At 51.5% G+C, this 22,238-nt stretch carries 21 protein-coding genes; 7 read left to right on the top strand and 14 right to left on the bottom strand.

Features of this window, described 5'->3' with window-relative positions; all coding sequences use genetic code 11:
• The first annotated feature begins 4 nt into the window (after positions 1-4).
• Together ybiB and OGX66_RS09370 are read left to right on the top strand one after the other, a co-directional pair.
• A complete protein-coding gene (ybiB, locus tag OGX66_RS09375) occupies positions 5-973 on the top strand; it encodes a DNA-binding protein YbiB (protein ID WP_003035227.1) in 969 nt (322 codons plus the stop codon).
• Positions 974-1,135: 162 nt separating this feature from the next.
• A complete protein-coding gene (locus tag OGX66_RS09370; protein ID WP_088902520.1) occupies positions 1,136-2,221 on the top strand; it encodes a malate/lactate/ureidoglycolate dehydrogenase in 1,086 nt (361 codons plus the stop codon).
• 97 nt (positions 2,222-2,318) lie between these two features.
• Here OGX66_RS09370 and ybiJ read toward each other — a convergent pair whose 3' ends face one another.
• The 5 genes from ybiJ to mcbA form a co-directional block, all read right to left on the bottom strand.
• The gene (gene ybiJ, locus OGX66_RS09365; RefSeq protein WP_003035231.1) at positions 2,319-2,579 is read right to left on the bottom strand and encodes a DUF1471 family protein YbiJ; all 261 of its coding nucleotides are present in this window, start codon (positions 2,577-2,579) and stop codon (positions 2,319-2,321) included.
• A 303-nt stretch (positions 2,580-2,882) separates the two neighbouring features.
• Entirely contained in the window at positions 2,883-3,149 is a 267-nt protein-coding gene (locus OGX66_RS09360) for a DksA/TraR family C4-type zinc finger protein (protein ID WP_003035233.1), read from the bottom strand.
• Between the two features lie 75 nt (positions 3,150-3,224).
• On the bottom strand, positions 3,225-3,902 hold the full coding sequence (ybiX, locus tag OGX66_RS09355) for a PKHD-type hydroxylase YbiX (RefSeq protein ID WP_088902519.1): 678 nt from the start codon (positions 3,900-3,902) through the stop codon (positions 3,225-3,227).
• Positions 3,903-3,945: 43 nt separating this feature from the next.
• The gene (locus OGX66_RS09350; protein WP_088903361.1) at positions 3,946-6,231 is read right to left on the bottom strand and encodes a catecholate siderophore receptor Fiu; all 2,286 of its coding nucleotides are present in this window, start codon (positions 6,229-6,231) and stop codon (positions 3,946-3,948) included.
• Between the two features lie 293 nt (positions 6,232-6,524).
• Positions 6,525-6,785, bottom strand: coding sequence for a DUF1471 family periplasmic protein McbA (gene mcbA, locus OGX66_RS09345; protein ID WP_003035239.1), 261 nt, complete (start codon positions 6,783-6,785; stop codon positions 6,525-6,527).
• A gap of 210 nt (positions 6,786-6,995) precedes the next feature.
• Between mcbA and rlmF the strand changes: the two genes are divergently transcribed.
• Positions 6,996-7,922, top strand: coding sequence for a 23S rRNA (adenine(1618)-N(6))-methyltransferase RlmF (rlmF, locus tag OGX66_RS09340; protein WP_088902518.1), 927 nt, complete (start codon positions 6,996-6,998; stop codon positions 7,920-7,922).
• Here rlmF and ybiO read toward each other — a convergent pair.
• The 6 genes from ybiO to rhtA all read right to left on the bottom strand — a co-directional run bounded on the left by ybiO (position 7,919) and on the right by rhtA (position 14,595).
• Complete coding sequence (ybiO, locus tag OGX66_RS09335) at positions 7,919-10,156, bottom strand: mechanosensitive channel protein (protein ID WP_088902517.1); 2,238 nt, start codon at positions 10,154-10,156, stop codon at positions 7,919-7,921. The two genes, rlmF and ybiO, sit on opposite strands and share 4 nt — an antisense overlap.
• Positions 10,157-10,274: 118 nt before the next feature.
• On the bottom strand, positions 10,275-10,997 hold the full coding sequence (gene glnQ / locus OGX66_RS09330; RefSeq protein ID WP_003035246.1) for a glutamine ABC transporter ATP-binding protein GlnQ: 723 nt from the start codon (positions 10,995-10,997) through the stop codon (positions 10,275-10,277).
• Positions 10,994-11,653, bottom strand: coding sequence for a glutamine ABC transporter permease GlnP (gene glnP, locus OGX66_RS09325; protein ID WP_003035248.1), 660 nt, complete (start codon positions 11,651-11,653; stop codon positions 10,994-10,996). Before glnP ends, glnQ begins: the two co-directional genes overlap by 4 nt.
• A gap of 137 nt (positions 11,654-11,790) precedes the next feature.
• The gene (gene glnH / locus OGX66_RS09320; RefSeq protein ID WP_003837002.1) at positions 11,791-12,537 is read right to left on the bottom strand and encodes a glutamine ABC transporter substrate-binding protein GlnH; all 747 of its coding nucleotides are present in this window, start codon (positions 12,535-12,537) and stop codon (positions 11,791-11,793) included.
• Between the two features lie 365 nt (positions 12,538-12,902).
• Complete coding sequence (gene dps / locus OGX66_RS09315) at positions 12,903-13,406, bottom strand: DNA starvation/stationary phase protection protein Dps (RefSeq protein ID WP_003035253.1); 504 nt, start codon at positions 13,404-13,406, stop codon at positions 12,903-12,905.
• 301 nt (positions 13,407-13,707) lie between these two features.
• On the bottom strand, positions 13,708-14,595 hold the full coding sequence (rhtA, locus tag OGX66_RS09310) for a threonine/homoserine exporter RhtA (protein ID WP_003035255.1): 888 nt from the start codon (positions 14,593-14,595) through the stop codon (positions 13,708-13,710).
• 353 nt (positions 14,596-14,948) lie between these two features.
• On the opposite strand from rhtA, the gene ompX reads away from it, so the two are divergent.
• On the top strand, positions 14,949-15,464 hold the full coding sequence (ompX, locus tag OGX66_RS09305; RefSeq protein WP_003035257.1) for an outer membrane protein OmpX: 516 nt from the start codon (positions 14,949-14,951) through the stop codon (positions 15,462-15,464).
• A gap of 64 nt (positions 15,465-15,528) precedes the next feature.
• Here ompX and OGX66_RS09300 read toward each other — a convergent pair whose 3' ends face one another.
• Both OGX66_RS09300 and mntS read right to left on the bottom strand, forming a co-directional pair.
• Positions 15,529-17,115, bottom strand: coding sequence for a phosphoethanolamine transferase (locus tag OGX66_RS09300; protein ID WP_270921779.1), 1,587 nt, complete (start codon positions 17,113-17,115; stop codon positions 15,529-15,531).
• A 276-nt stretch (positions 17,116-17,391) separates the two neighbouring features.
• Positions 17,392-17,520, bottom strand: coding sequence for a manganase accumulation protein MntS (mntS, locus tag OGX66_RS09295; protein ID WP_003035262.1), 129 nt, complete (start codon positions 17,518-17,520; stop codon positions 17,392-17,394).
• 186 nt (positions 17,521-17,706) lie between these two features.
• Between mntS and mntR the strand changes: the two genes are divergently transcribed.
• Positions 17,707-18,180, top strand: coding sequence for a manganese-binding transcriptional regulator MntR (gene mntR / locus OGX66_RS09290; protein WP_003035264.1), 474 nt, complete (start codon positions 17,707-17,709; stop codon positions 18,178-18,180).
• Complete coding sequence (locus OGX66_RS09285; protein WP_048241350.1) at positions 18,177-19,286, top strand: anion transporter; 1,110 nt, start codon at positions 18,177-18,179, stop codon at positions 19,284-19,286. The genes mntR and OGX66_RS09285 overlap by 4 nt, the downstream gene beginning before the upstream one ends.
• A gap of 94 nt (positions 19,287-19,380) precedes the next feature.
• Here the strand turns inward: OGX66_RS09285 and ldtB are convergent, their stop codons facing one another.
• Complete coding sequence (ldtB, locus tag OGX66_RS09280) at positions 19,381-20,301, bottom strand: L,D-transpeptidase (RefSeq protein ID WP_003845438.1); 921 nt, start codon at positions 20,299-20,301, stop codon at positions 19,381-19,383.
• 232 nt (positions 20,302-20,533) lie between these two features.
• Here ldtB and OGX66_RS09275 point away from each other — a divergent pair, with 232 nt between their 5' ends.
• Complete coding sequence (locus OGX66_RS09275; protein ID WP_003035269.1) at positions 20,534-22,129, top strand: ABC-F family ATPase; 1,596 nt, start codon at positions 20,534-20,536, stop codon at positions 22,127-22,129.
• The last annotated feature ends 109 nt before the right edge of the window (positions 22,130-22,238 follow it).

Raw genomic sequence — 22,238 nt, 5'->3', positions numbered from 1 at the left:
ATCGATGGATTACCGCAAAATCATTAAAGAGATTGGGCGAGGAAAAAATCACGCGCGTGACCTGGACAAGGATACTGCTCGCGGACTGTATACCCATATGATGAACGGCGACGTACCTGACCTTGAGATGGGCGGGGTGCTGATTGCGCTACGTATTAAAGGCGAAGGCGAAGCGGAGATGCTGGGCTTTTACGAAGCGATGCAAAACCACACCATTCGCCTGACTCCGCCGGTTGCCAAACCCATGCCGATTGTCATTCCCAGCTACAATGGTGCACGCAAGCAGGCGAATTTGACGCCGCTGCTGGCGATTTTACTGCATAAGCTCGGTTTCCCGGTAGTAGTGCACGGCGTCAGCGAGGATCCAACCCGCGTGCTGACAGAAACCATTTTTGAACTGATGGGGATTACGCCAACGCTGCATGCCGGGCAGGCGCAGGCAAAGCTGGATGGTCATCAGCCGGTGTTTATCCCGGTGAGTGCGCTGTGCCCTCCGCTGGAGAAACAGCTGGCGATGCGCTGGCGCATGGGCGTGCGTAACAGTGCGCACACGCTGGCTAAATTAGCCACGCCGTTTGCTGAAGATGCGGCGCTGCGTCTTTCCAGCGTTTCCCACCCGGAATACGTCTCGCGTGTGGCGAAGTTCTTCGGCGATATCGGTGGGCGCGGCCTGTTGATGCATGGTACCGAGGGCGAAGTGTATGCCAACCCGCAGCGCTGCCCGCAGATAAGCCTGATAGATTCATCCGGTGTGCGAGTGTTACAGGACCGACAAAGCGAGATGCCTGACGAGCCGGTACCGCTGCCGGTGGCAAAAGATCCGGAAACCACCGCGCGCTGGATTGAGCGTTGTCTGGCTGGCAGTGAGCCGGTCCCGGCATCGTTGAAAATTCAGATGGCCTGCTGCCTGGTGGCAACCGGTGAATCCGCCTCGCTGGCCGAAGGACTTGCCCGCGTCGAGCAAAGTTTCTGATTTATTTGTTATCCCGACGGGCCTTTTACCTGGTCTGTCGGTTTTCTCTTTTCGGCAACGTGAAATTTCTGCACGTTTATTGACCTCCTGAGCGCCGTGGCGCAGCATAGTTTGTTGAAAAATAAGAAACACAACAAACACGCGACACAACAGGAGATAACAATGAACAGTGGACATCGCTTCCATGTGCCAACGCTGCACGCCTTTATCCAGGCTGTTTTTCACCAGATGGGAAGCAATGATCAGGAGGCGCGGCTGGTGGCCGATCATCTGATAGCCTCTAACCTCGCCGGTCACGACTCCCACGGCATCGGTATGATCCCAAGCTATATTCGTTCATTCTCGCTGGGGCATCTGCAAATCAACCGTCATGCCAAAGTGGTAAAAGATGCGGGGGCGGTGATTACGCTTGATGGCGATTGTGCCTTTGGTCAGGTGGCGGCTCACGAAGCCATCACGCTGGGGATTGAAAAAGCTCGTCAGCACGGTATCGCCGCCGTGGCATTACATAATTCGCATCATATCGGACGTATTGGCTACTGGGCGGAGCAATGCGCGGCTGCAGGTTTTGTCTCAGTGCATTTTGTGAGTGTGGTCGGGATCCCGATGGTTGCACCGTTTCATGGCCGCGATAGTCGTTTTGGCACTAACCCCTTCTGCGTTGTTTTTCCGCGTAAAAATACCTTCCCGCTATTGCTCGACTATGCAACCAGTGCCATCGCTTTTGGCAAAACCCGTGTGGCATGGCATAAGGGCGAGCCGGTAGCTCCTGGATGTCTGATTGATGTGGAGGGGATGCCTACAACCGATCCTGCGGTAATGCAGGTTTCTCCGCTGGGATCGTTGCTAACCTTTGCCGAGCACAAGGGGTATGCGCTGGCGGCGATGTGCGAAATTATGGGTGGTGCGCTTTCAGGGGGTAAAACCACACATGAAGAGAGCCAGCAGACCAGCCCGGACGCCATCATCAACTGTATGACCACTATTATTATGAATCCGGAACTGTTCGGCGCGCCGGACTGCGACAACCAGGTCGCAGCATTTGCTGAGTGGGTGAAAGCGTCCCCGCATGCTGAAGATGCCCCGATCCTGTTGCCAGGTGAGTGGGAAGTGAATACTCGCGAGGAACGGCTGGAACACGGTATTCCGCTGGATGCAGGAAGCTGGCAGGCGATTTGCGAGGCGGCGCTGCAAATAGGCATGCCGGACGCCGTGTTGCAGGAATTCCGTCAACGACTTGAACACTAAGCAAAAAAAAGCCCGTCCAGTGGCGGACGGGCAAACAAAGGGTAACAAACAGGGTCAATGAGGGTTGGAGCATTGGGTCGTACAGGTAATCTTTCGGTTATTTATAGATAACCGCGGTGCCGCTCATTTTGTCTTTACCGACAGCGGAAGTGATGCTGTAACCAGTTGCGCCAGCAGCAGCCGCTTTCTCAGCCAGTTTGGCTTCCAGGCCATCCAGTGTGGTGGCGCCATCAGCAGAAACTACACCAATTTTATTCATGCTTTGTGCCTGAGTGGAGGAAACCGGCTCGGCAGCGAAAACGCCAAATGACAGGGTAGACAGGGCGATGGCAGCAACAGCAAATTTGATATTTTTCATGATTAATCTCTCGCAGGGTTGTTCTGTTAGTAGTCAGTGTTCTTTAAGAAGACGTTGTTTCGTCGATGTGATAAGTATCACGTTTTTTTTGGTGAGAGAAAATCGAATAGAATTGACGACATCAATCAAAAAAATTGAATGACAAATAACTTATTGAATATTAATAAATTCAGACGAGGGATTTACAGTTCTTGTCATTGCGCTTTACAGAGAAACCAACAACGGCACATTTTGCCACACAGAGTGCGAAAAAGCGTGCTCGTAAAGGAAATCGTATGCGCTGAAACTTTTGGTAAAGATGAGTCAACGTAGCTGGCTATCTTTCGAACCTCTGCGATTATATCCTGAAAATGCCGCGCTATGTGAATCTTTATCCTGTTGGCAAGTGATGCACAAGCGTACCCCAGGTACGGCCTCACGTCTGGCCTGAGGGATAGGATTGCCACATTCTTCGCATTCATACAGACTTTCCCCCGTCGGTAACTCACCGCGGGCACGGGCAACAGCATCTTCAATAGTATTGTTGATCTGTTCGTTTACAGCGTCGTCATTTGCCCATCCGGATGCCATGTGTACCTCCTGCAGATGTATACAGACTAAGTATAGCGAAGATGATGGCTGAGAAACGACCATGCGCCAGCAGTATCAGATTTCAGACCATTCGCGCAGCAGGTTATGGTAGAGATTGAGTAATGACAGGATCTCGTTGCTCTCTCCATGACGAGCCTTCAGGGATTGAATGTTTTTATCCAGTTCAAAAAGCATGGCGCGATTTTTGTCGTCACGGATCATCGATTGTACCCACATAAAGGACGCCACACGAACGCCATGGGTTACTGGCGTGACGCAGTGCAGGCTGCTGGAAGGGTAAAGCACCAGATCGCCTGCCGGAAGCTTCACCGCATGCTGGCCGTAGGTGTCATTAACCAGCAGCTCTCCGCCTTCATAATCATCCGGATTACTCAGGAATAAGGTTGCGGAAAGGTCTGTGCGCATCCAGCCGTTCTCCGGATGGCTACGCACCGCACCGTCAACGTGAAAACCGTAGGTCTCGTTGTCCTGGTAGCGATTAAACAGCGGTGTGGAGAGCGTTTTCGGTAGTGCCGCGGCGAAGAAAAGCGCGCTGTTATTTACCGCAGTCTGTACCGCCTGTTGTAAAACGTCGTAGCGTTCACTTTGCGTATTCACCTGCTGGTTGTTTTTAACCTGCGCCCCCTGAGCGCCGGTGGTTGCGCGGCCATCAACCCAGTCGGCAGCGTCCAGTTGTTCGCGAAACCAGGCGACATCCTGCGCCGACAGAATGCCGGGAATGTGGTACATCATCAGTGTTTCTCCTGAAAGTGGGGCTTTCGCCCCACGCGATGGATCAGAAATGCATATTGGCGGTGAGCAGGAAGGTTCTTGGCTCGCCTGGATGATAACGGTATCCACTCTTGTTTATGGAGGATACATAATCGGTGTCGAACAGGTTATAGACGTTTAGCTGGAAATCGAGATTGCGATTCACGCGATAGCCCAGTTTGGCGTCTGCGACCCAGTAACCTTCAGTGTAGGATGGCGTACCCACGGCGCCGTCCGAACCGCGATGCATACTGCCCACGTAGCGTGCGCCCGCGCCAACGGAAACATCGTCGGTTGCCTGATACTGGCTCCACAGCGTGAACGCATGTTCCGGTGTATACGGCAGGGATGAGGAGCCATCCTGAGCAACATTTTTACCGCTGTGGATGGTTGCGCGTTGCTGGGTGTAACCCCCAATAATCTGCCATGCGGGGGTGATGTTGCCTGCTACCGAGAGCTCGTAGCCTTCAACGCGTTTCTCCCCGTACTGGGACCAGGTTCCGTCGTCGTTCTGCTCAACCTCATTCTCAATATCCGTGCGGAAAATTGCGGCGGTTAACAGCAGGCGCTTATCCAGCACCTCCCATTTGGTGCCAATCTCGCTGGTTTTCGCTTTCTGCGGTTTGAAGTCGGTACGGTTTGCGCTGTTACCGCTTCCGCCCTGAGCAAGGGCAAAGTTGCTGCCGCCCGGCGGTTGCTGAGAAACGGCATAGTTAATGTAGACATTGCCGTTATCGGTCAGGTGATACAGCGCGCCCGCTTTCCAGTTCACCAGATTGCCTGATTTGGCAGTATCCACAGTGGTGACCGGGGAACCTTTGGCGACGCCTGTCGGACATGCCACTGCACCACGGCCAGAAGCGCCGCAAGCGGTGGCGCTGTCATATTCAGTGCGGTAATTGTCGAGGCGAATACCACCGTTCAGCTCAAACTCACGGGTAATTTGTAGCGTATCAAAAGCGTATACGCCAAAGGTATCGGTTTGCCCGTTAGCGTTGGCGCCGTTACGCGATAATCCGCCGATATTCACGTCGCTGTTGGGATGATAAATATTAACCGGCGGCGGGGTAATCGGGGCTACGCCATAGTTGGTTTGTGTTTCGCGCGTCAACTCCACGCCGGTGCTGATGTCGTGACCGATGGATCCCGTGTAAAACTTTGAGGTCAGGTTGGTCTGGTTGGTCAGGATTTTGTTACTGACATCTTTGGTATTTGCCAGGCGTGACCATGTCCAGGTGTCGACGCTGCTGGTGGGTTGCGTAATATTAGACGCACCGCCCATCACCGCCGTCATCAGATAATCCTGTTTAATGCGCGACCAGCGGGTGGTGTTGCGAATCGTGGTGCTGTCGCTCAGGTCATGTTCAAAACGCATCGTCGCGGTATCGGTCGTCGAATCGTCGTAATCCGAGTTGGTGCCGTAGAAGTTATGCGTATCAACTTTTCCTGAATGATTCAGTGCAGACGTCCCTGCGGAAGGCGCGGAGTAACCTGGCAGGCCGATGGTGGGAATGCCTCCATCCGGTGTGTTGTGTTGAGTAACGTGCAGATAGTTCAGATACAGTCGGTTCTCGGTGCCTAAGCCAAAAGCAAGTGAGGGGGCCACGCCGTAACGTTCATTCTTAACATTATCGCGACCGGCATCATGTGTTTTTTCACCCATCAGGTTTAAACGTGCGGCGGTGGTCTCGCCGATAACCTGGTTGATGTCCAGCGTACCACGGCGGAACCAGGCGCTACCGACGCTGGCCGACGCATCGATTCCTGAGTCGGTACGCGGCTGTTTGCTGATCATATTGATAGAGCCAGTCGGTGCGCTACGTCCATAGTCGGTACCGGAAGGACCTTTAATCACTTCGACCTGTTCGGTATTGAAGGTATCGCGCGTGACGCTGCCGATATCACGAACACCGTCGATATAAATACTGTTCGAAGTATCCGCGCCACGCATATAAACCGCATCACCGGTAGTGGAGTTGCCGTTTTCACCAGCGAAAAACGCGCCAACGCCCGGTACGTTTTTCAGCGCATCGGTCAAATTTGTTGCGCCTTGATCCTTAATCACCTGCTCAGAAATCACCGTCATGGTGCGGGTGGTATCCGCCACCGGGCGGGAGAATTTAGGGTCGGCAGACTGTGTTGGGGCGTACAGCGAAGGTTTGGCCGCTTCAACGACCAACGTATCTTCTTGTTTTTTATCCTGATCGCCTGCTGCGACAGCCTGGGCTACCGGAGACAGGCCAATGCACAGACCGGCAAAAAAAGTCAGTGAATGAAAACTACTGGACGGCAAGTTGCGATTTTTATCCATTTTAATTAATGACTTATTATTTTTTGAGTAGACGGTTTCACTCACGCGAAGGGACATCTCTGTGGATGTTGTACCCTGCAGGTCTCGCGAAAATGAATGTGTAATTGATAATGATTTTAATAATCATTTCTAATCAGTTCGACGTTTTAACATTCATTAATTCAAAAATAAATACATTTATTTACATTGGATTCAAAATGCTAACACATTGATTACAAATTGAGCTGCAATGAAGTGAACAGCGCGCACATAACTGCATTCGGGATGAATGCAGTTAGGCTAAGGAAGGGGAGTTATTTATAGATAGTTGCGGTGCCGTACATCTGATTTTTACCGCCAGCAGAATTAACGACAAAGCCTTTTGCTCCTTGCTCTTTCGCTTTCTCTGCCAGCTTGTCTTCAAGGTCGCTCAGGTTAGAGGCGCCGGTAGCGGATACTGTGCCGGAAGCTTGTAGCTGACCGGTAGCTGGGCTGGTGTATGGCTGTGCAGCAAAGGAGGCAAATGTCATGCCGGTAAGTACGGTAGCGGCAAGTAATGTGAGGCATTTTTTCATGGTGATATCCTCTGAAAAACAACAGGTGTGCCTGATAAGTTTAGGTCGTCAGCGGATGACATTTACCGCAAAAAACTGGTGATGAACTGTCTGTTTTTCGAACAATCAGCAAAGCGTCAAACAGGCGTAAAAAATCAAATTTCCTTGTTGTGTGTGTTTACCGCGTGGCGTTATGCGGGTATCTTACGCCGCTGTTAAAAGGAGAATGCTATGTCCGCCCAGAAACCGGGATTACACCCACGCAACCGCCACAATGGCCGTTATGATCTTGCGACTTTATGCCAGGTTACCCCAGAGCTGACGCAATTTCTCACCCTCACGCCCGGCGGCGAGCAGAGTGTTGATTTCGCCAATCCGCAGGCAGTAAAGGCGCTCAATAAAGCACTGCTGGCGCATTTTTATGCGGTGAAAAACTGGGATATTCCGGACGGTTTTTTGTGCCCGCCGGTGCCTGGTCGTGCTGACTACATTCACCACCTGGCCGACCTGTTGGGGGAAACCAGCGGAACCATTCCGGCAAATGCGAGCATCCTGGACATAGGCGTAGGGGCAAACTGTATTTATCCGCTGATCGGCGTGCATGAATACGGCTGGCGATTCACGGGCAGTGAGAGCAGTAGCGAAGCGTTTAACAGCGCTCAGGCGATCATAAACGGCAATCCGGGGTTAACCCGTGCTATTCGTCTGCGTCGTCAGAAAGATGCTTCGGCAATCTTCAACGGTATCATTCACAAAAATGAGCAGTATGAAGCCACATTGTGTAACCCGCCATTCCATGATTCTGCGGCCTCAGCCCGCGCAGGAAGCGAGCGTAAACGTCGTAATCTGGGGCAAGATAAAGATGATGCGCTGAACTTTGGCGGACAACAGCAGGAGCTGTGGTGTGAAGGCGGCGAAGTAGCGTTCATCAAAAAAATGATCGTCGAAAGCCGGGCTTTTGGCCGTCAGGTTATGTGGTTTACCACGCTGGTTTCTCGCGGCGAGAACTTGCCTCCGCTGTACCACGCATTAACGGATGCGGGCGCGGTGAAAGTGGTCAAGAAAGAGATGGCCCAGGGGCAAAAGCAGAGTCGCTTTATTGCCTGGACCTTTATGGATAACGATCAGCGTCGTCGTTTTATGGCGCGTAAACGCTAAAGCGTTGGCTCGGTTGGCGGCAGCGGTTCGCTTGCCGCAGACGTTGGGCCATACCCTGGTGCAGGCAACACTTGATAGGTCTGTACCGGGGCGCGTATGTTGGCCAGATCGAAGTATTTCTTCACCTGGCTGTCGAGCGCAAAACGTACCGTCCACTGCTTCAGCGGCAAGGTGGTAAACGAGACCCGTAGTGTGAATGCCGTATTGGTTAATCCTACAATCCCGGCAAACGACGGCTCGCCAATAATCAGCCCGCGAATATCATCTTTTTCCATCACCGCAGCAACCGCATCTTTCAACGCCTGATTCGCTTTATCCGCATCCTCATGGCGGTCTACGTCGTAATTGGCGACGACCGATCCAATTCCCCGCACAAAGTTGGCGAAGGTCGTTATCGATGACCAGGGAATGATATGGTACGCCCCGGTGTCCTGACGCACGCCCACAGAACGGATGGACATCCGTTCAACCGTACCGGTGAGTGGGCCAATGGTCACTAGGTCGCCGGTGTTCATGCCATTTTCAAACTGAATAAAAATCCCGGTAATAATATCTTTTACCAGCGTTTGCGAGCCGAAAGAGATAGCCAGCCCCAGCGCCCCGGCCCCGGCCAGTAAGGGGGCGATATTGACGCCGATTTCCGACAACACAATCATGATGGTGATCGTGCTGATAATCACCGCCAGTGCGTTGCGAAACAGTGTCAGTAGGGTGCGGGTACGCGCGCTGGGTAGCGGACGACCGTGGATATCGGAAGCCAGACGATTTTCAATCAGACTGGCAAGGATTGTCCAGCCGATGGCGGAGAAGAATAAAATCAGCGCGATACGGATCAGGATATCCACTGTTTTTTCTCCTGCGCCGTAATGCAGCCAGTTCCAGAAGTCGAACAGTCCCCAGGCATTCAGTAGCAGCATCACCGCAACGCACACCGTCAGGATCCTGGCTACGCTTAACGCTGTCGACAGCCAGCCATTCAGACGCTTTTGTAGTTCCGGATAGCTGCGCTGGGTGTGTGGCGAAAGGGTAATAGTTTTGGCTATCCAGCGGGAAAACATGCCGGAAACAAAGGCGGCAATTCCAATGATTACCAGGCTGCGCAGCGTAGCGCCCATCATGAATTTCAGGCTGTTGCCCGGATCAAACAGCGAAAAGAAAAACAGCACAATGAAATAGGCGCTGGCCAGCCAATGCCATACCAACGCAAAAGCACGAATAAACAGACTGAAAAAAGCGAGGGATCTTTCCGCCAGATTCAGCAAATGCTGCGTTATCTCTTTCTTGTTTCTGAAAATCAGGTACAGCGCCCATAGCGTGATACATAACATGATGATGACGTTGGCCATCGCGCCGACCTGCACATTGACCTGATTCGAGATAATGGGTACGGCAACGATAAGCCCGTAGCCAATCAGGCTGCTCAATGAACTCAAACGGCGATTCCAGTAGCGTGCGCCAGCATCCTGAATGTTAAACGGGCGCAGCTCGGCCACCGTTGGGCAAAATATCAGGCGCAAAATGGCCTTGAAGAATTCAATCAGGGCGAAGGCATTGAGAAACAGGCTTTGCTGAAAGGCGATCGTGCGACTGCCAGCGTTCATTTTGTCGCTCAGTATCTGCCCGACAAATAATGTCAGCGCCAGCAGAAGCAAATCAATAATGAATGCGCCAACGATCATCGCCGGAAGCTGAAGCCAGTTGCTGCGTTCGCGGTTTTTGCGTCGCGCCCATTGTCCCATTTTGCGATACAACGGTAGCGCGCACAGGCGAACCAGCCAGAAAAAACCGAACACTGACACCGCCAGCATTAAAAAATGCGTCAGAGCATTGGTGAACGTTTGCGGATTAAAGGTCTTATGCGGGGCATCGGTAATATTGCGATAAAGCTGGGCAAAGCGGCTGGAGAGCGCCTCACCGTAGTGGCGGGTGACGTCCGTGACGTTTTCCAGTACCGTTTTTTCTTCCGTTAACGTGGGCGGGACAATGGTTGGCACCGGCTCGGCAGGAGGGGCAGTGGCCACTTTGCGTAACTGACCGATCAGCTCCTGACGCGAGGCGTCATTTTCCAACACATCGGCCAGTGCGCCGTAAGCCGCTTTTTTCTGTTCAATATCCGGCTCTTTCGCCGCTGTGGTTTGCGCGTTGGTTGATGTTGGCGTGGTGACGCCAGGTATCGTCACCGCCTGAGTCGGGAAACTCAACAGACAAACAAAAATGAACAGGATCCCGCGCATGACTCCTCCCATGAGAAAATAAATTCAAAAGGATAAGTATAGATGTCAGGGCGGGAGAGAATTGAAATGAGAGGATTCTGGTGAAAAACCTCCCTTCGGGCGAAGGGAGGCAGAGCTATCAGGAAACGTGCTGCAAGAATTCCTGTAAGCGTTGGCTGGGCGGATTTTCAATCAGGGCCTGCGGATTACCGTCTTCGGCAATACGACCCTTATCAATGAAAATCAGGCGTGAAGCCACTTTTTCGGCAAAACCGATTTCGTGGGTCACAATCACCATGGTCATCCCTTCTTCCGCCAGATCCTGCATAACTTTCAGAACCTCATGACGCAGTTCCGGGTCCAGCGCAGAGGTTGGCTCATCAAACAGCATCATTTTCGGCTTCACCGCCAGCGCACGGGCAATAGCCACACGCTGTTGTTGACCGCCGGACAGCTCAGAAGGGTAGTGATGCGCGCGCTCGGCCAGACCCACTTTCGCCAGCAGTTCTTTCGCCAGTTTCTCGGCCTGTTCTTTATTCGCCCCGCGTACGCGCTGCGGCCCGAACATGACGTTTTCCAGCGCCGTCAGATGCGGGAACAGATAGAACTGCTGAAATACCATCCCGGCTTCCTGGCGAATTAACCGCTCGTCTACCTTCGGATCGTTCACTTTCAGACCGTCGACGATCAGATCGCCAGAGGTTATCTCTTCCAGTTTGTTAATGCAGCGTAGCAGGGTAGATTTACCGGATCCTGACGGCCCGATAATCACCACTACTTCACCCTGTTGAATGTTCAGGTCAATATTGTGCAGCACCTGGGTTGGACCAAAGTGCTTAGAAACGTTTTTAAATTCAATCACAGGATTTTCATCCTTCTTTCCAGACGACGCAGAATGAAGCTCAGCACCAGCGTAATGATCAGATAGAACACCGCAACGGCGCTCCAGATTTCCAGTGCGCGGAAGTTACCGGCAATGATTTCCTGGCCCTGACGGGTCAGTTCAGCGACGCCAATGACAATAAACAGCGAGGTATCTTTAATGCTGATGATCCACTGGTTGCCCAGCGGCGGCAGCATACGACGCAGCGCGAGAGGCAAAATAACGTGGCGAATAGTCTCTGTGCGTGAAAGTCCAAGTGCCAGTCCGGCTTCGCTGAATCCTTTATGGATTGAGAGCACCGCACCGCGAGTGATTTCCGCAATATAGGCACCGGAGTTGATCATGATGGTGACAACGGCGGCGCTAAAGGGGTCAATGCGTAAATCGTTAAATGCCATTGGTAGAGCGAAGTAAATAAACATTACTTGCACAACGATTGGCGTACCGCGAATGACTTCGATAAACACCAGCGCTACGTGGTTGGCGATCCAACCGCCGAAAGTGCGCGCAAACCCTGCTGCAAGTCCGATTATCAGACCGCCAGCCAGACCGAGGACCGAGATCCACAGGGTCATTTTGGCGCCTTCAATCAAAAGCGGGATGGCGGGCCAGATGGCACTCCAGTCAAACTGCATATGTCGTTCCTGTTACCGTGGTGTAAATATTCAAATGCCCGTTTTGCCGGATGTGCTGGGCTTATCCGGCTTACAGGTCTCAAAAATCCAGGCGTAGGCCCGGTAAGCATCACGCCACCGGGCAACGCTACCGGTTATTATTTAGGTTCAGTACCGAACCATTTTTTGTAGATTTCGTTGTAAGTACCGTTCTCTTTCAGCGTTTTCAGCGCGCCGTTCACTTTCTCACGCAGGTCGTCGCTGCCTTTCGGGAAGGCGATGCCGTACTGCTGGGCTTCCAGTGATTCGCCTACAGCTTTGAACTGACCATTGCCAGCTGTTTTGATGAAGTAAAGAATGTTTGGTGTGTCGTGCAGCACGGCGTCTGCGCGGTTGGTGCCCAGTTCCATATAGGCGTTATCGATGTTCGGGAACTGACGCAGGTCTTTGGTTTTGATATTCGCTTTCGCGTAATCAACGGAACCGGTGCCGCTCTTAACTGCAACGACTTTACCATCCAGATCTTTTACGCTTTTGACGTCGTTGTTATTTGCTTTCACCATCACTAATAGACCGCTTTTGTAGTAGCCATCGGAGAAGTCGATCGCTTTTTTACGCTCATCTGTGATGGTGATACCCGCCAGCGCCAGGTCGACGTTTTTGGTTTGCAGAGCCGGGATGATGCCGCTGAAATCCATTGGTTTCAGTTCATAATCCAGTTTCAATTCTTTGGCGACGGCAGCCCACAGATCCACATCAAAACCAACGTATTTGTCACCCTGTTTGAATTCAAACGGTACAAACGCGGTGTCGGTTGCGACAACCAGTTTCTTGTCTGCGGCATGGGAAGACACCGCAAAAGCCAGGGTAAGTGCAGCCAGTGAAACTTTTAATACAGACTTCATAGGATTTCCTTTTATATCCACGGGGCGATCCCCTGCGAGAACATATGGCTTAATGAAAGAATCGTGCCAATTTTGCAACTCATTGTTTTAACAAGAGGGTATCTCGTTTCTCTGCACAATAAGTAGGGCAAAGCGAGTAATTTGCACTGTTTTGGGGCACTCATTTGGTGCGAACCAGCCATGGTGCAAACGGTATGACTATTTAGCGTAAAAATTGTTGATAAAACAATCTTTCGTTAACGATTGTGTGAGGTGATTATTACAAATAATTTACTTTGGAGTGACGAACGATCAATGTTATGCACCATAGATGTGCAAAACCCCCGCCGGAGCGAGGGTTATATAGGTAATTCTTATGTCTGCTGTTACTCAATGTTGGCTTCGATAAACCACAGGAATTTATCGAGGTCGCGAGAAGCTGCGGTAAAGATATCTGCGGTATCTTCGTCTTTTGCTTCGCTAATAGCCTTACGTACGCTGTTTGCAACTACGGCATAACGTTCAGCCAGTTCTTTTAAGTGGTCCTGTACGCTATGGATATCCAGCGGGTAACTTTTCAGAGGCGTTTTGCTATTAATAACCTGAGTTGTGCCCAGTGCCACTCCGCCCAACTGTACGGCGCGTTCAGCCATCGTGTCGAGGTGATCGGTCAGGGCTGTACGGAAGCCATCCAGCATTTCATGTACCGCAATGAAGTTTGCGCCGCGCATGTTCCAGTGAGCCTGTTTGGTGATCAATGACAGGTCAATGAACTGGATTACTTGCTGATTCAGCAGTTCTACGGTCGCTTTCTTTTCGCTATCAGACACATCGTTGCGGGTATAAAGGAGAGCGGATGCTTTTGTTTTTACCAGTTTCGCGGTACTCATATTTTCATATCCTCTTGATATTTATGTCCCAACTCTTCAACGGAATTAAGTATAGCGCTAAATTTGGATTTTTTTTTCCGGTGTTGCCTATTACTTTAATAGCGAAGAAAGGATAAATATAAAATACCTAATAAAATCAATGCATTGATTGTTGTGTTTCTTGCGCGGTGTTATTTTTATGTTAATTTTGAGATTAATGAAATATGCGGATGAGAAAATTATATTTTTTAGAATTATTATCACGCAGATTTACAATTGGATATTCTGCATGATTATGCAAACCATGCAGAATATTACGTGGTTAATTCACGTCGACTTGTTTTATTTGTGGCTCTTTACGAATAGTGAGCGTGGAGCCCATTGATGCGACGATAATGGCACCCAGAGCGAGTGTCTGGATAAGCGTCAGCGTTTCACCGAGGAAGATCATTCCGGAAACTGCTGCCAGGGCAGGTTCCATACTCATCAATGTACCGAAAGTACGCGTCGGCAGGCGCGTCAACGCAATCATCTCCAGTGAATAGGGAAGTGCAGTAGAGAGGACTGCAATGGCCAGGCCTAACGGCAGAATGGACCAATGCCACAGGGCATCACCAGCCTGGATCGCGCCGATTGGCACAAATACCAGTGCTGCAATTAATGACCCTACTGCGACGGTTGCCGGACCGTGTTCCGCCCCGGCTCGCTGCCCGGTAAGAATATAGATGGCCCAGCAGGCACCAGCCCCCAGCGCTAGCGCAGCACCGGTTAAATCGACGTGAGAAACGTCCTGACCTAATGGCAGCAGGAACCACAGTCCGAGTACAGCCAGTGCAACCCAAATGAAATCCACCGGGCGCCGGGATGAAAACAGCGCTACCGCCAGCGGGCCGGTAAATTCCAGCGCCACGGCAATTCCCAGTGGTACGGTCTGGATTGACAGATAGAAGAGATAGTTCATCCCGCCCAGAGACAGGCCATAAAACAGAAGGGGCAGGCGCTGTTCTTTGGCGAATCGCAAACGCCAGGGTTTAAAGAAGGCGATAAGGATGAGGGTGCCCAACGCAAGGCGCAACGCGGTAACGCCCGGCGCGCCGACGAGCGGGAACAGCGATTTCGCCAGAGATGCTCCGCTTTGAATGGAGGACATAGCAATTAGCAAAACCAAAATAGGCAACCAGACTGGCGCTTTACGTGACGACCCCGGCATCCTTTCTCCTGTCAAATTATGTCAATAGAAGTAAAACAGCGAGTGTAATGGAAATACACACATGTGGTTGAGTATTCGTTGAAAAAAAAATTGCTCAGTTCCGTACAATGGCATGAAAATGATGGATTAATAATCTGTGTGATTAGGAATAATCTGGATGAATGTGCCATATTGTGCGCGCAATAATGGCATTTTACGTTAGAAAAGTGATGTTAATTGAAAGAGATAGCGGATTTCTGAAATGTTCTGTTACATGAAAGACCCCGTTAGACATCGCTAATCGCAAAGAGTTTCCCATCAATTTTTGGTATATTTAAAACTTAAGATTTACTTGAAGCACATTTGAGGTGGTTATGAAAAAAATTGCATGTCTTTCAGCACTGGCCGCTGTTCTGGCTTTCTCCGCAGGTACTGCTGTAGCTGCTACTTCTACCGTTACCGGTGGTTACGCTCAGAGCGATGCTCAGGGCGCAGCGAACAAAATGAACGGTTTCAACCTGAAGTATCGCTACGAGCAGGACAACAACCCGCTGGGTGTTATCGGTTCCTTCACTTACACTGAAAAAGATCGTACCGATGCTTCTGGCGACTACAACAAAACCCAGTACTACGGCATCACTGCTGGTCCGGCTTACCGTCTGAACGACTGGGCAAGCATCTACGGTGTAGTGGGTGTTGGTTACGGTAAATTCCAGAACGCAGCATCCCCGGCTGACAACCACACCACCAGCGACTACGGTTTCTCTTACGGTGCTGGTCTGCAGTTCAACCCGATCGAAAACGTTGCTCTGGACTTCTCCTACGAGCAGAGCCGTATTCGTAGCGTTGACGTTGGCACCTGGATCGCTGGCGTGGGTTACCGCTTCTAATCACTTCGGTGATATGAAAAATCCGCCTCTCGGGGCGGATTTTTTTTGCCTGCAATATGAGCTGTTAACGAGATTTGGTTTCGAAGATGTCGGTACCAAGGTGGTTGTAGTCCACCTTCTGCAGCTTAAAGTTGGTGATGTACACCGGCCCGGCTTTTTTCTCTGAGATAAAGCGGTAGCTGTTGGTGATTTCTTTTGCGCTGATCCCTGTCCACTGCGAGAAAAAGCTGAGGAAATCATTGGCGGATCGACGGGCCTTAATCACCCGATGCGCTTTATCATCACTCGAAAGCACCATGAAAGGTACCTGGAAATTTTGCTGGAACTGATCGTCATGCGCCAGGTACTGCACCTCTTTTCCCCGTTCTTTAAACGCGAGGCCATGATCGGAGAAATAGACCATCGAGAAGCTGGTACCGCTATTACGTAGCTGATCGTATAGCTGGCGCAGTAGGTCATCCGTTTGCGTCATGGTGTACAGGTAGCAAGACGTCTCTTTTGACTGGACGAAAGCCTCGTACTTACCCTGCGTACGGTCGCAGGCCTGCGGATGTGAGCCCATTAAATGCAGTACAATAAGCTGCGGCTGAGTGCGCTCGGTTGCCAGCACCTGAGCGGTCATCTTCAACAGCGCTTCGTCACGGGTATTTTTATCCGCTTCGAAGTCACCGTTCTTGAGGAACTGAACTTCATCAGCGCGTTTTGCAATGCTGGCGATGGCCGTGTCGTATTCACCAATTTGTCCCTGATTGGAAAACCACCATGTCTGGAAACCCGCGCGGTTGGCCAGGGTGACAAAGTTATCCTGGAACTGGGGCTTATTGTCGATCACCCGATTCAGCGTCAGGCCGAGTGATTTTTGCGTTGAACCGCTGGCAGCAATGTAATCCGCAAAGATGTAGCCGTTAACGGAGCTGGCAAACGGGGTGTTATCCCAGTGGCCGCCAAACGCGCCTAACGCATCGCGGCGGGCGCTTTCGCCGATCACCACGACGTAGGTGTGATACTTCGGCTTCACGGCGGTTACGGTCCAACTGTCTTTCACGCTCGACAGCTTCGCCATACGCTCTTGTTCGTCGAGCACTTCGTTGTTATTGACGATCACGTCCTTGGCAAAGCGGAATACCGGATAGCCAGTGTCTTTCAGCTTGAACACGCCGCCCCAGGCCAGGTTTTGTACCGGGGTAACAAAGAATGCGACAACGCTGAACAGCAAACAAACGCTGTCGAACTTGTTCCAGCCACGCTTTTGTTCATCTTTTTTACGACGTACGGCGATAACGCCGAGGGCGAAAATAAACACCCCAACCAGATAACTGTACCAGGGGAAGATGGTCAGGATTTCGGTGGACTCTTCCATATTGGTTGAGTGCAGCGCCAGCAAGGTATTGAAGTTCGGTGAGCCGTAAGCCTGGCCGAACGGAAAATACATTGCCGCAATCAGCGAGCAAATGCCAATCAGCACTTTCTGCGCGCGTGGCGCGCTGCGCCACATCAGCATTAATATACAGGTGAAAGCAACGCTATAGAGCAGGCTAAGCGGATAGCCCAGCGCAAGGTTGATCAGCAGAGACTGTAAGAAATAGAGGCCAGTCCACGGACTAATCGCCCGGCTACGAGCAATGATTGAATCTTTGAGGGTTAAATTCATATGCCACTGTTACAAAAACGCCATGTGCTTACCCTGGCGCTAAGGGTCATTGCCTGCCTGAGAGAGCGAGAAGAGGGATAGGGTCCGCATCCGCGAGCCGCAATATACGCAGGGCTGCGAAAAGATAGAGTGTGCGCAAGAGAAGGTCAACTACTACAAAGAAATTGTTTTGCGAGGGACGTGGCAAAACTGACAAAAAGAAGGGTTATTGAGATGAAAACCACCACCGTACCCGGATGACGGCAGGAAAATGAAGCGGCGTACCGCGACGCCGCATTATTTTTCTGAAGGTTTATCCTTCTCTGGTTTGCTGTTAATCATGTCACACAGCATAGAGATCAGCATCAACCGTACTTTAAAGGGAGAGTGGCTAAACACGCGTATACACCTCTTAAATTCATTCATGTAAACCTCCTGACTTCACGATCCCATCAATCCTTGAGGGATGTCTTTATTATATACAGATATAGCACAGGCTATATTATATAGCTATTGCTAAAACGTTAATTTTTTGTGCCCGCGCAACTCTGGTTTACAATGAGTGCTCTCTAATCAGATGCCGTTAACGCGTCACAGTAACGAGGAAGCAGAATGAGTCGTCGCGCAGGTACGCCAACAACAAAAAAAGTGACGCAATTGGTGAATGTCGAAGAACACGTTGAAGGATTTCGTCAGGTCCGGGAGGCGCATCGCCGTGAGCTGATTGATGACTACGTAGAGCTGATTTCCGATCTCATTATTGAGGTAGGTGAAGCGCGCCAGGTGGATATGGCCGCACGGCTTGGGGTTTCCCAGCCGACGGTTGCTAAAATGCTTAAGCGTCTTGCTTCAGTCGGATTGATTGAAATGATCCCCTGGCGAGGCGTGTTTTTAACCGCAGAAGGTGAACGACTGGCTCAGGAAAGTCGGGAGCGTCATCAGATTGTGGAGAATTTCCTGTTGATGTTAGGTATCAGTCCGGAAATTGCCCGTCGCGACGCGGAGGGGATGGAGCATCACGTCAGTAAGGAAACGCTGGAGGCTTTTAGCCGGTTTACGCAACAGCAAGGAACAGGCTCTGAATGAGTTTTCCTTTATTACGCGCCTTACAGCGCGATCGTTTTTTCCAGCTGTTAATCATCGTTGGGGTTGTACTGAGCCTGTTCACGCCATTTACACCTCGGTCGTGGCCGGGAGCGATTGACTGGCACACAATTATCACGCTCAGTGGCCTGATGTTACTGACCAAAGGCGTGGAGCTAAGTGGTTACTTCGATGTGTTAGGGCGCAAGATGACCCGCCGTTTCAAAACAGAGCGCCAGCTGGCGATATTTATGGTGCTGGCGGCGGCGTTGTTGTCGACGTTTCTGACCAACGATGTTGCGCTGTTTATTGTTGTTCCGCTGACCATCACTCTGAAAAAATTGTGCGCTATTCCGGTGAATCGCCTGATTATCTTTGAGGCGCTGGCGGTTAACGCCGGATCGTTGCTAACGCCAATAGGCAATCCACAAAACATTCTGATGTGGGGACGCTCAGGCTTATCGTTTACCGCGTTTACCTGGCAAATGGCGCCGCTTGCGGGGGCCATGATGCTGACGCTGGTGGTGCTGTGCTGGTTTAGTTTCCCGAATAAAGCATTGCATTATCACACCGGTACGCGCGCACCTGACTGGCAACCGCGTCTGGTGTGGGGCTGTCTGGTGTTGTATATCATCTTCCTTGCAGCACTGGAGTTAAAACAAGAGCTGTGGGGTCTGGCGATTGTGGCGGCAGGGTTCATGGTGCTGGCTCGCCGCGTGATCCTCAGCGTAGACTGGACGCTGCTGTTGGTGTTTATGGCGATGTTCATTGATGTGCACTTGCTGACGCAGCTTCCGGCCCTGCAGGGGATAACCCACCAGATTGGCGCGCTTTCAGCGCCGGGACTTTGGCTGACCGCCATTGGCCTGTCTCAGTTTATCAGTAATGTGCCCAGTACGATTTTGCTGCTGAACTACGTCCCGCCAACGCTGCTTCTGGCCTGGGCGGTCAATGTGGGCGGCTTTGGGCTGTTGCCAGGATCGCTGGCGAATCTCATTGCGTTACGGATGGCAAACGACCGCCGGATCTGGTGGCGTTTTCATTGGTATTCGGTACCGATGCTGATATGGGCGGCGCTGGTGGGTTATGGTTTGTTGCTGATGATGTAATTGATGTGGTGTGCCGGATGGCGGCTGGCGCCTAATCCGGCCTACAGTGTTGGTAGGCCCGATAAGCGTAGCGCCATCGGGCATGTATAGCTGATTAGTTCAGGCGAACCGGCATACCAGAACGGTTCTGTACTGCCTGCTCAACGACGGCCTGATCGACGTCAGGCTGACCGGTGATGCTGGTAATGCTCTTGGTCAGGGTAATCGGTACAATTTCCCCGCCTTCGAACTGTGCTTCAGTCGTAGACAGCGGGTTATGTACTTCGATGTAACGGCTACCGTCTGGTTCGGTAGTGGCTTTTACCGGCTCATCAATAAACTGTACACGGGTGCCGACCGGCACATTTTCAAACAAGAATTTGATGTCGTCGTTACGCAGACGTACGCAACCGTGGCTGACACGTAAGCCGACGCCGAAGTTAGCATTGGTACCGTGGATAGCATACAGTCGACCGATATACAGCGCGTACAGTCCCATCGGGTTATCCGGACCAGCCGGAACAACGGCTGGCAGCGGCTCGCCTGCAGCGCGGTATTCCGCATGCATTTTCGCCGTTGGCGTCCAGGTTGGGCCTGCTTTTTTACGTTCTACTTTGGTGGTCCAGTTGATTGGTGTGTCTTTGCCCAACTGGCCGATACCGATCGGCAGAACAATGACGGTGTTGGTGCCTTTCGGGTAGTAGTACAGACGCATTTCAGCGCTGTTGATAACAATACCTTCATGCACGGTATCCGGCAGGATTAACTGCTGAGGAATGTTCAGCACGGTGCCGCCTTTCGGCAGGAAGGTATCCACGCCCGGGTTGGCTTCCAGCATGTTAGACAGACCCATCTGATACTCTGCCGCAAAATACTCCAGCGGTTGGGTGTTGCCTTCAGGAATAGTAATGACCTGGTTTTGGCCAATCAAACGGCTACCATCGGTCGGCAGCGGGTACGTGACGGCTGAAGCGGTATTACAAAAACCAACTATTGCAAGTGCCGCCGCGAAAAGCGTTGTTAATTTCATATTCATATTCATGTATGCGAGATTCAGTGCCAGGCAGGCTAGTGGGTTGAGATTTATGTAGTGTTGGGCACGCATTATATGTGCAATCTGAGCAACAAGGAATTCGGATGTGTACTAAATCACATTTTTTTCCTTTTGTTTTCACTTTATCCCTTCCGCATGAAGACGCGATCTTCTTGCAGACTTATGGCATAATAAGCGGTTTGTCACATATTTCTTTCTCTTTCAGGATACGCCAGTGTTAGTTTCCAGCAACGTCACCATGCAGTTCGGCAGTAAGCCGCTGTTTGAAAATATTTCCGTCAAATTTGGCGGCGGCAACCGTTACGGCCTGATTGGCGCGAACGGTAGCGGTAAATCCACTTTTATGAAAATTCTCGGCGGCGACCTCGAACCGACGCTGGGTAACGTTTCCCTCGATCCTAACGAGCGTATCGGTAAGCTGCGCCAGGATCAATTCGCCTTTGAAGAATTCACCGTGCTTGACACCGTGATCATGGGTCACGCTGAACTGTGGGAAGTGAAGCAGGAGCGCGATCGCATTTACGCCCTGGCTGAGATGAGCGAAGAAGACGGCTATAAAGTTGCTGATCTCGAAGTTCAGTATGGCGAAATGGACGGCTACTCTGCGGAAGCGCGTGCGGGTGAACTGCTGCTGGGCGTAGGTATTCCGGTAGAACAGCATTACGGCCCGATGAGCGAAGTCGCGCCCGGCTGGAAGCTGCGTGTGCTTCTGGCGCAGGCGCTGTTCTCTAACCCGGACATTCTGCTGCTCGACGAACCAACGAACAACCTGGATATCGACACCATTCGCTGGCTGGAGCAGACGCTGAACGAGCGTGACAGCACCATGATCATCATTTCGCACGACCGTCACTTCCTGAACATGGTCTGTACACACATGGCGGATCTGGACTATGGCGAACTGCGTGTTTATCCGGGTAACTACGACGAATACATGACGGCGGCAACCCAGGCGCGTGAACGTCTGCTGGCCGATAACGCCAAGAAGAAAGCACAGATTGCCGATCTGCAATCCTTCGTCAGCCGCTTTAGCGCCAACGCGTCTAAATCTCGACAGGCGACCTCTCGTGCGCGTCAGATTGATAAGATCAAGCTCGACGAAGTGAAAGCGTCCAGCCGTCAGAACCCGTTCATCCGCTTCGAACAGGATAAGAAACTGTTCCGTAACGCGCTGGAAGTGGAAGCGCTGGCGAAAGGTTTTGATGAAGGTCCGCTGTTTAAAAACTTCAACCTGCTGCTGGAAGTAGGGGAGAAGGTTGCCATCATTGGTGCCAACGGCGTGGGTAAATCCACCATGCTGAAAACGTTGGTTGGCGATTTGCAGCCGGACAACGGTACCGTTAAGTGGTCTGAAAACGCCCAGGTGGGTTACTACGCGCAGGATCATGAATACGAGTTTGAAAACGATCTGACCGTCTTCGAATGGATGAGCCAGTGGAAACAAGAAGGCGATGATGAGCAGGTTGTGCGCAGCTTCCTTGGCCGTCTGCTTTTCAGCCAGGACGATATCAAGAAACCTGCAAAAGTGCTCTCCGGTGGTGAAAAAGGACGCATGCTGTTCGGTAAGCTGATGATGCAGAAACCGAATATCCTGGTCATGGATGAACCGACCAACCACCTGGATATGGAATCTATCGAGTCGCTGAACATGGCGCTGGAAATGTATCAGGGCACGTTGATCTTTGTTTCTCACGACCGTGAGTTCGTCAGTTCCCTGGCGACCCGCGTGATTGAGATTACGCCGGAACGCGTGATCGACTTCACCGGCAACTACGAAGATTACCTGCGTAGTAAAGGTATTGACGGTTAATTCACCCGTCGTCTTTCGTGTTACAGGTGTGTTGGCTGCACCTGTTCACCCCGGTCACTTACTTATGTAAGCTCCCGGGGATTTACAGGCTGGTCGCCTTCCTGTAACG

The organism is Citrobacter sp. Cf072 (assembly GCF_030334485.1).
GTDB classification, from domain to species: Bacteria; Pseudomonadota; Gammaproteobacteria; order Enterobacterales; family Enterobacteriaceae; genus Citrobacter; species Citrobacter freundii.
This window is presented reverse-complemented; position numbering and strand designations above follow the sequence as displayed.

What these genes read in the sequence shown, in the direction of transcription:
- ompX (WP_003035257.1), top strand. Translation starts at nt 14,949, where the DNA reads ATGAAAAAAATTGCATGTCTTTCAGCACTGGCCGCTGTTCTGGCTTTC.
- ybiJ (WP_003035231.1), bottom strand. Translation starts at nt 2,579, where the DNA reads ATGAAAAATATCAAATTTGCTGTTGCTGCCATCGCCCTGTCTACCCTG.
- OGX66_RS09285 (WP_048241350.1), top strand. Translation starts at nt 18,177, where the DNA reads ATGAGTTTTCCTTTATTACGCGCCTTACAGCGCGATCGTTTTTTCCAG.
- ybiX (WP_088902519.1), bottom strand. Translation starts at nt 3,902, where the DNA reads ATGATGTACCACATTCCCGGCATTCTGTCGGCGCAGGATGTCGCCTGG.
- OGX66_RS09300 (WP_270921779.1), bottom strand. Translation starts at nt 17,115, where the DNA reads ATGAATTTAACCCTCAAAGATTCAATCATTGCTCGTAGCCGGGCGATT.
- mcbA (WP_003035239.1), bottom strand. Translation starts at nt 6,785, where the DNA reads ATGAAAAAATGCCTCACATTACTTGCCGCTACCGTACTTACCGGCATG.
- glnH (WP_003837002.1), bottom strand. Translation starts at nt 12,537, where the DNA reads ATGAAGTCTGTATTAAAAGTTTCACTGGCTGCACTTACCCTGGCTTTT.
- rhtA (WP_003035255.1), bottom strand. Translation starts at nt 14,595, where the DNA reads ATGCCGGGGTCGTCACGTAAAGCGCCAGTCTGGTTGCCTATTTTGGTT.
- glnP (WP_003035248.1), bottom strand. Translation starts at nt 11,653, where the DNA reads ATGCAGTTTGACTGGAGTGCCATCTGGCCCGCCATCCCGCTTTTGATT.
- dps (WP_003035253.1), bottom strand. Translation starts at nt 13,406, where the DNA reads ATGAGTACCGCGAAACTGGTAAAAACAAAAGCATCCGCTCTCCTTTAT.
- mntR (WP_003035264.1), top strand. Translation starts at nt 17,707, where the DNA reads ATGAGTCGTCGCGCAGGTACGCCAACAACAAAAAAAGTGACGCAATTG.
- OGX66_RS09370 (WP_088902520.1), top strand. Translation starts at nt 1,136, where the DNA reads ATGAACAGTGGACATCGCTTCCATGTGCCAACGCTGCACGCCTTTATC.
- ybiO (WP_088902517.1), bottom strand. Translation starts at nt 10,156, where the DNA reads ATGCGCGGGATCCTGTTCATTTTTGTTTGTCTGTTGAGTTTCCCGACT.
- rlmF (WP_088902518.1), top strand. Translation starts at nt 6,996, where the DNA reads ATGTCCGCCCAGAAACCGGGATTACACCCACGCAACCGCCACAATGGC.
- mntS (WP_003035262.1), bottom strand. Translation starts at nt 17,520, where the DNA reads ATGAATGAATTTAAGAGGTGTATACGCGTGTTTAGCCACTCTCCCTTT.
- ldtB (WP_003845438.1), bottom strand. Translation starts at nt 20,301, where the DNA reads ATGAATATGAAATTAACAACGCTTTTCGCGGCGGCACTTGCAATAGTT.
- OGX66_RS09360 (WP_003035233.1), bottom strand. Translation starts at nt 3,149, where the DNA reads ATGGCATCCGGATGGGCAAATGACGACGCTGTAAACGAACAGATCAAC.
- OGX66_RS09350 (WP_088903361.1), bottom strand. Translation starts at nt 6,231, where the DNA reads ATGGATAAAAATCGCAACTTGCCGTCCAGTAGTTTTCATTCACTGACT.
- ybiB (WP_003035227.1), top strand. Translation starts at nt 5, where the DNA reads ATGGATTACCGCAAAATCATTAAAGAGATTGGGCGAGGAAAAAATCAC.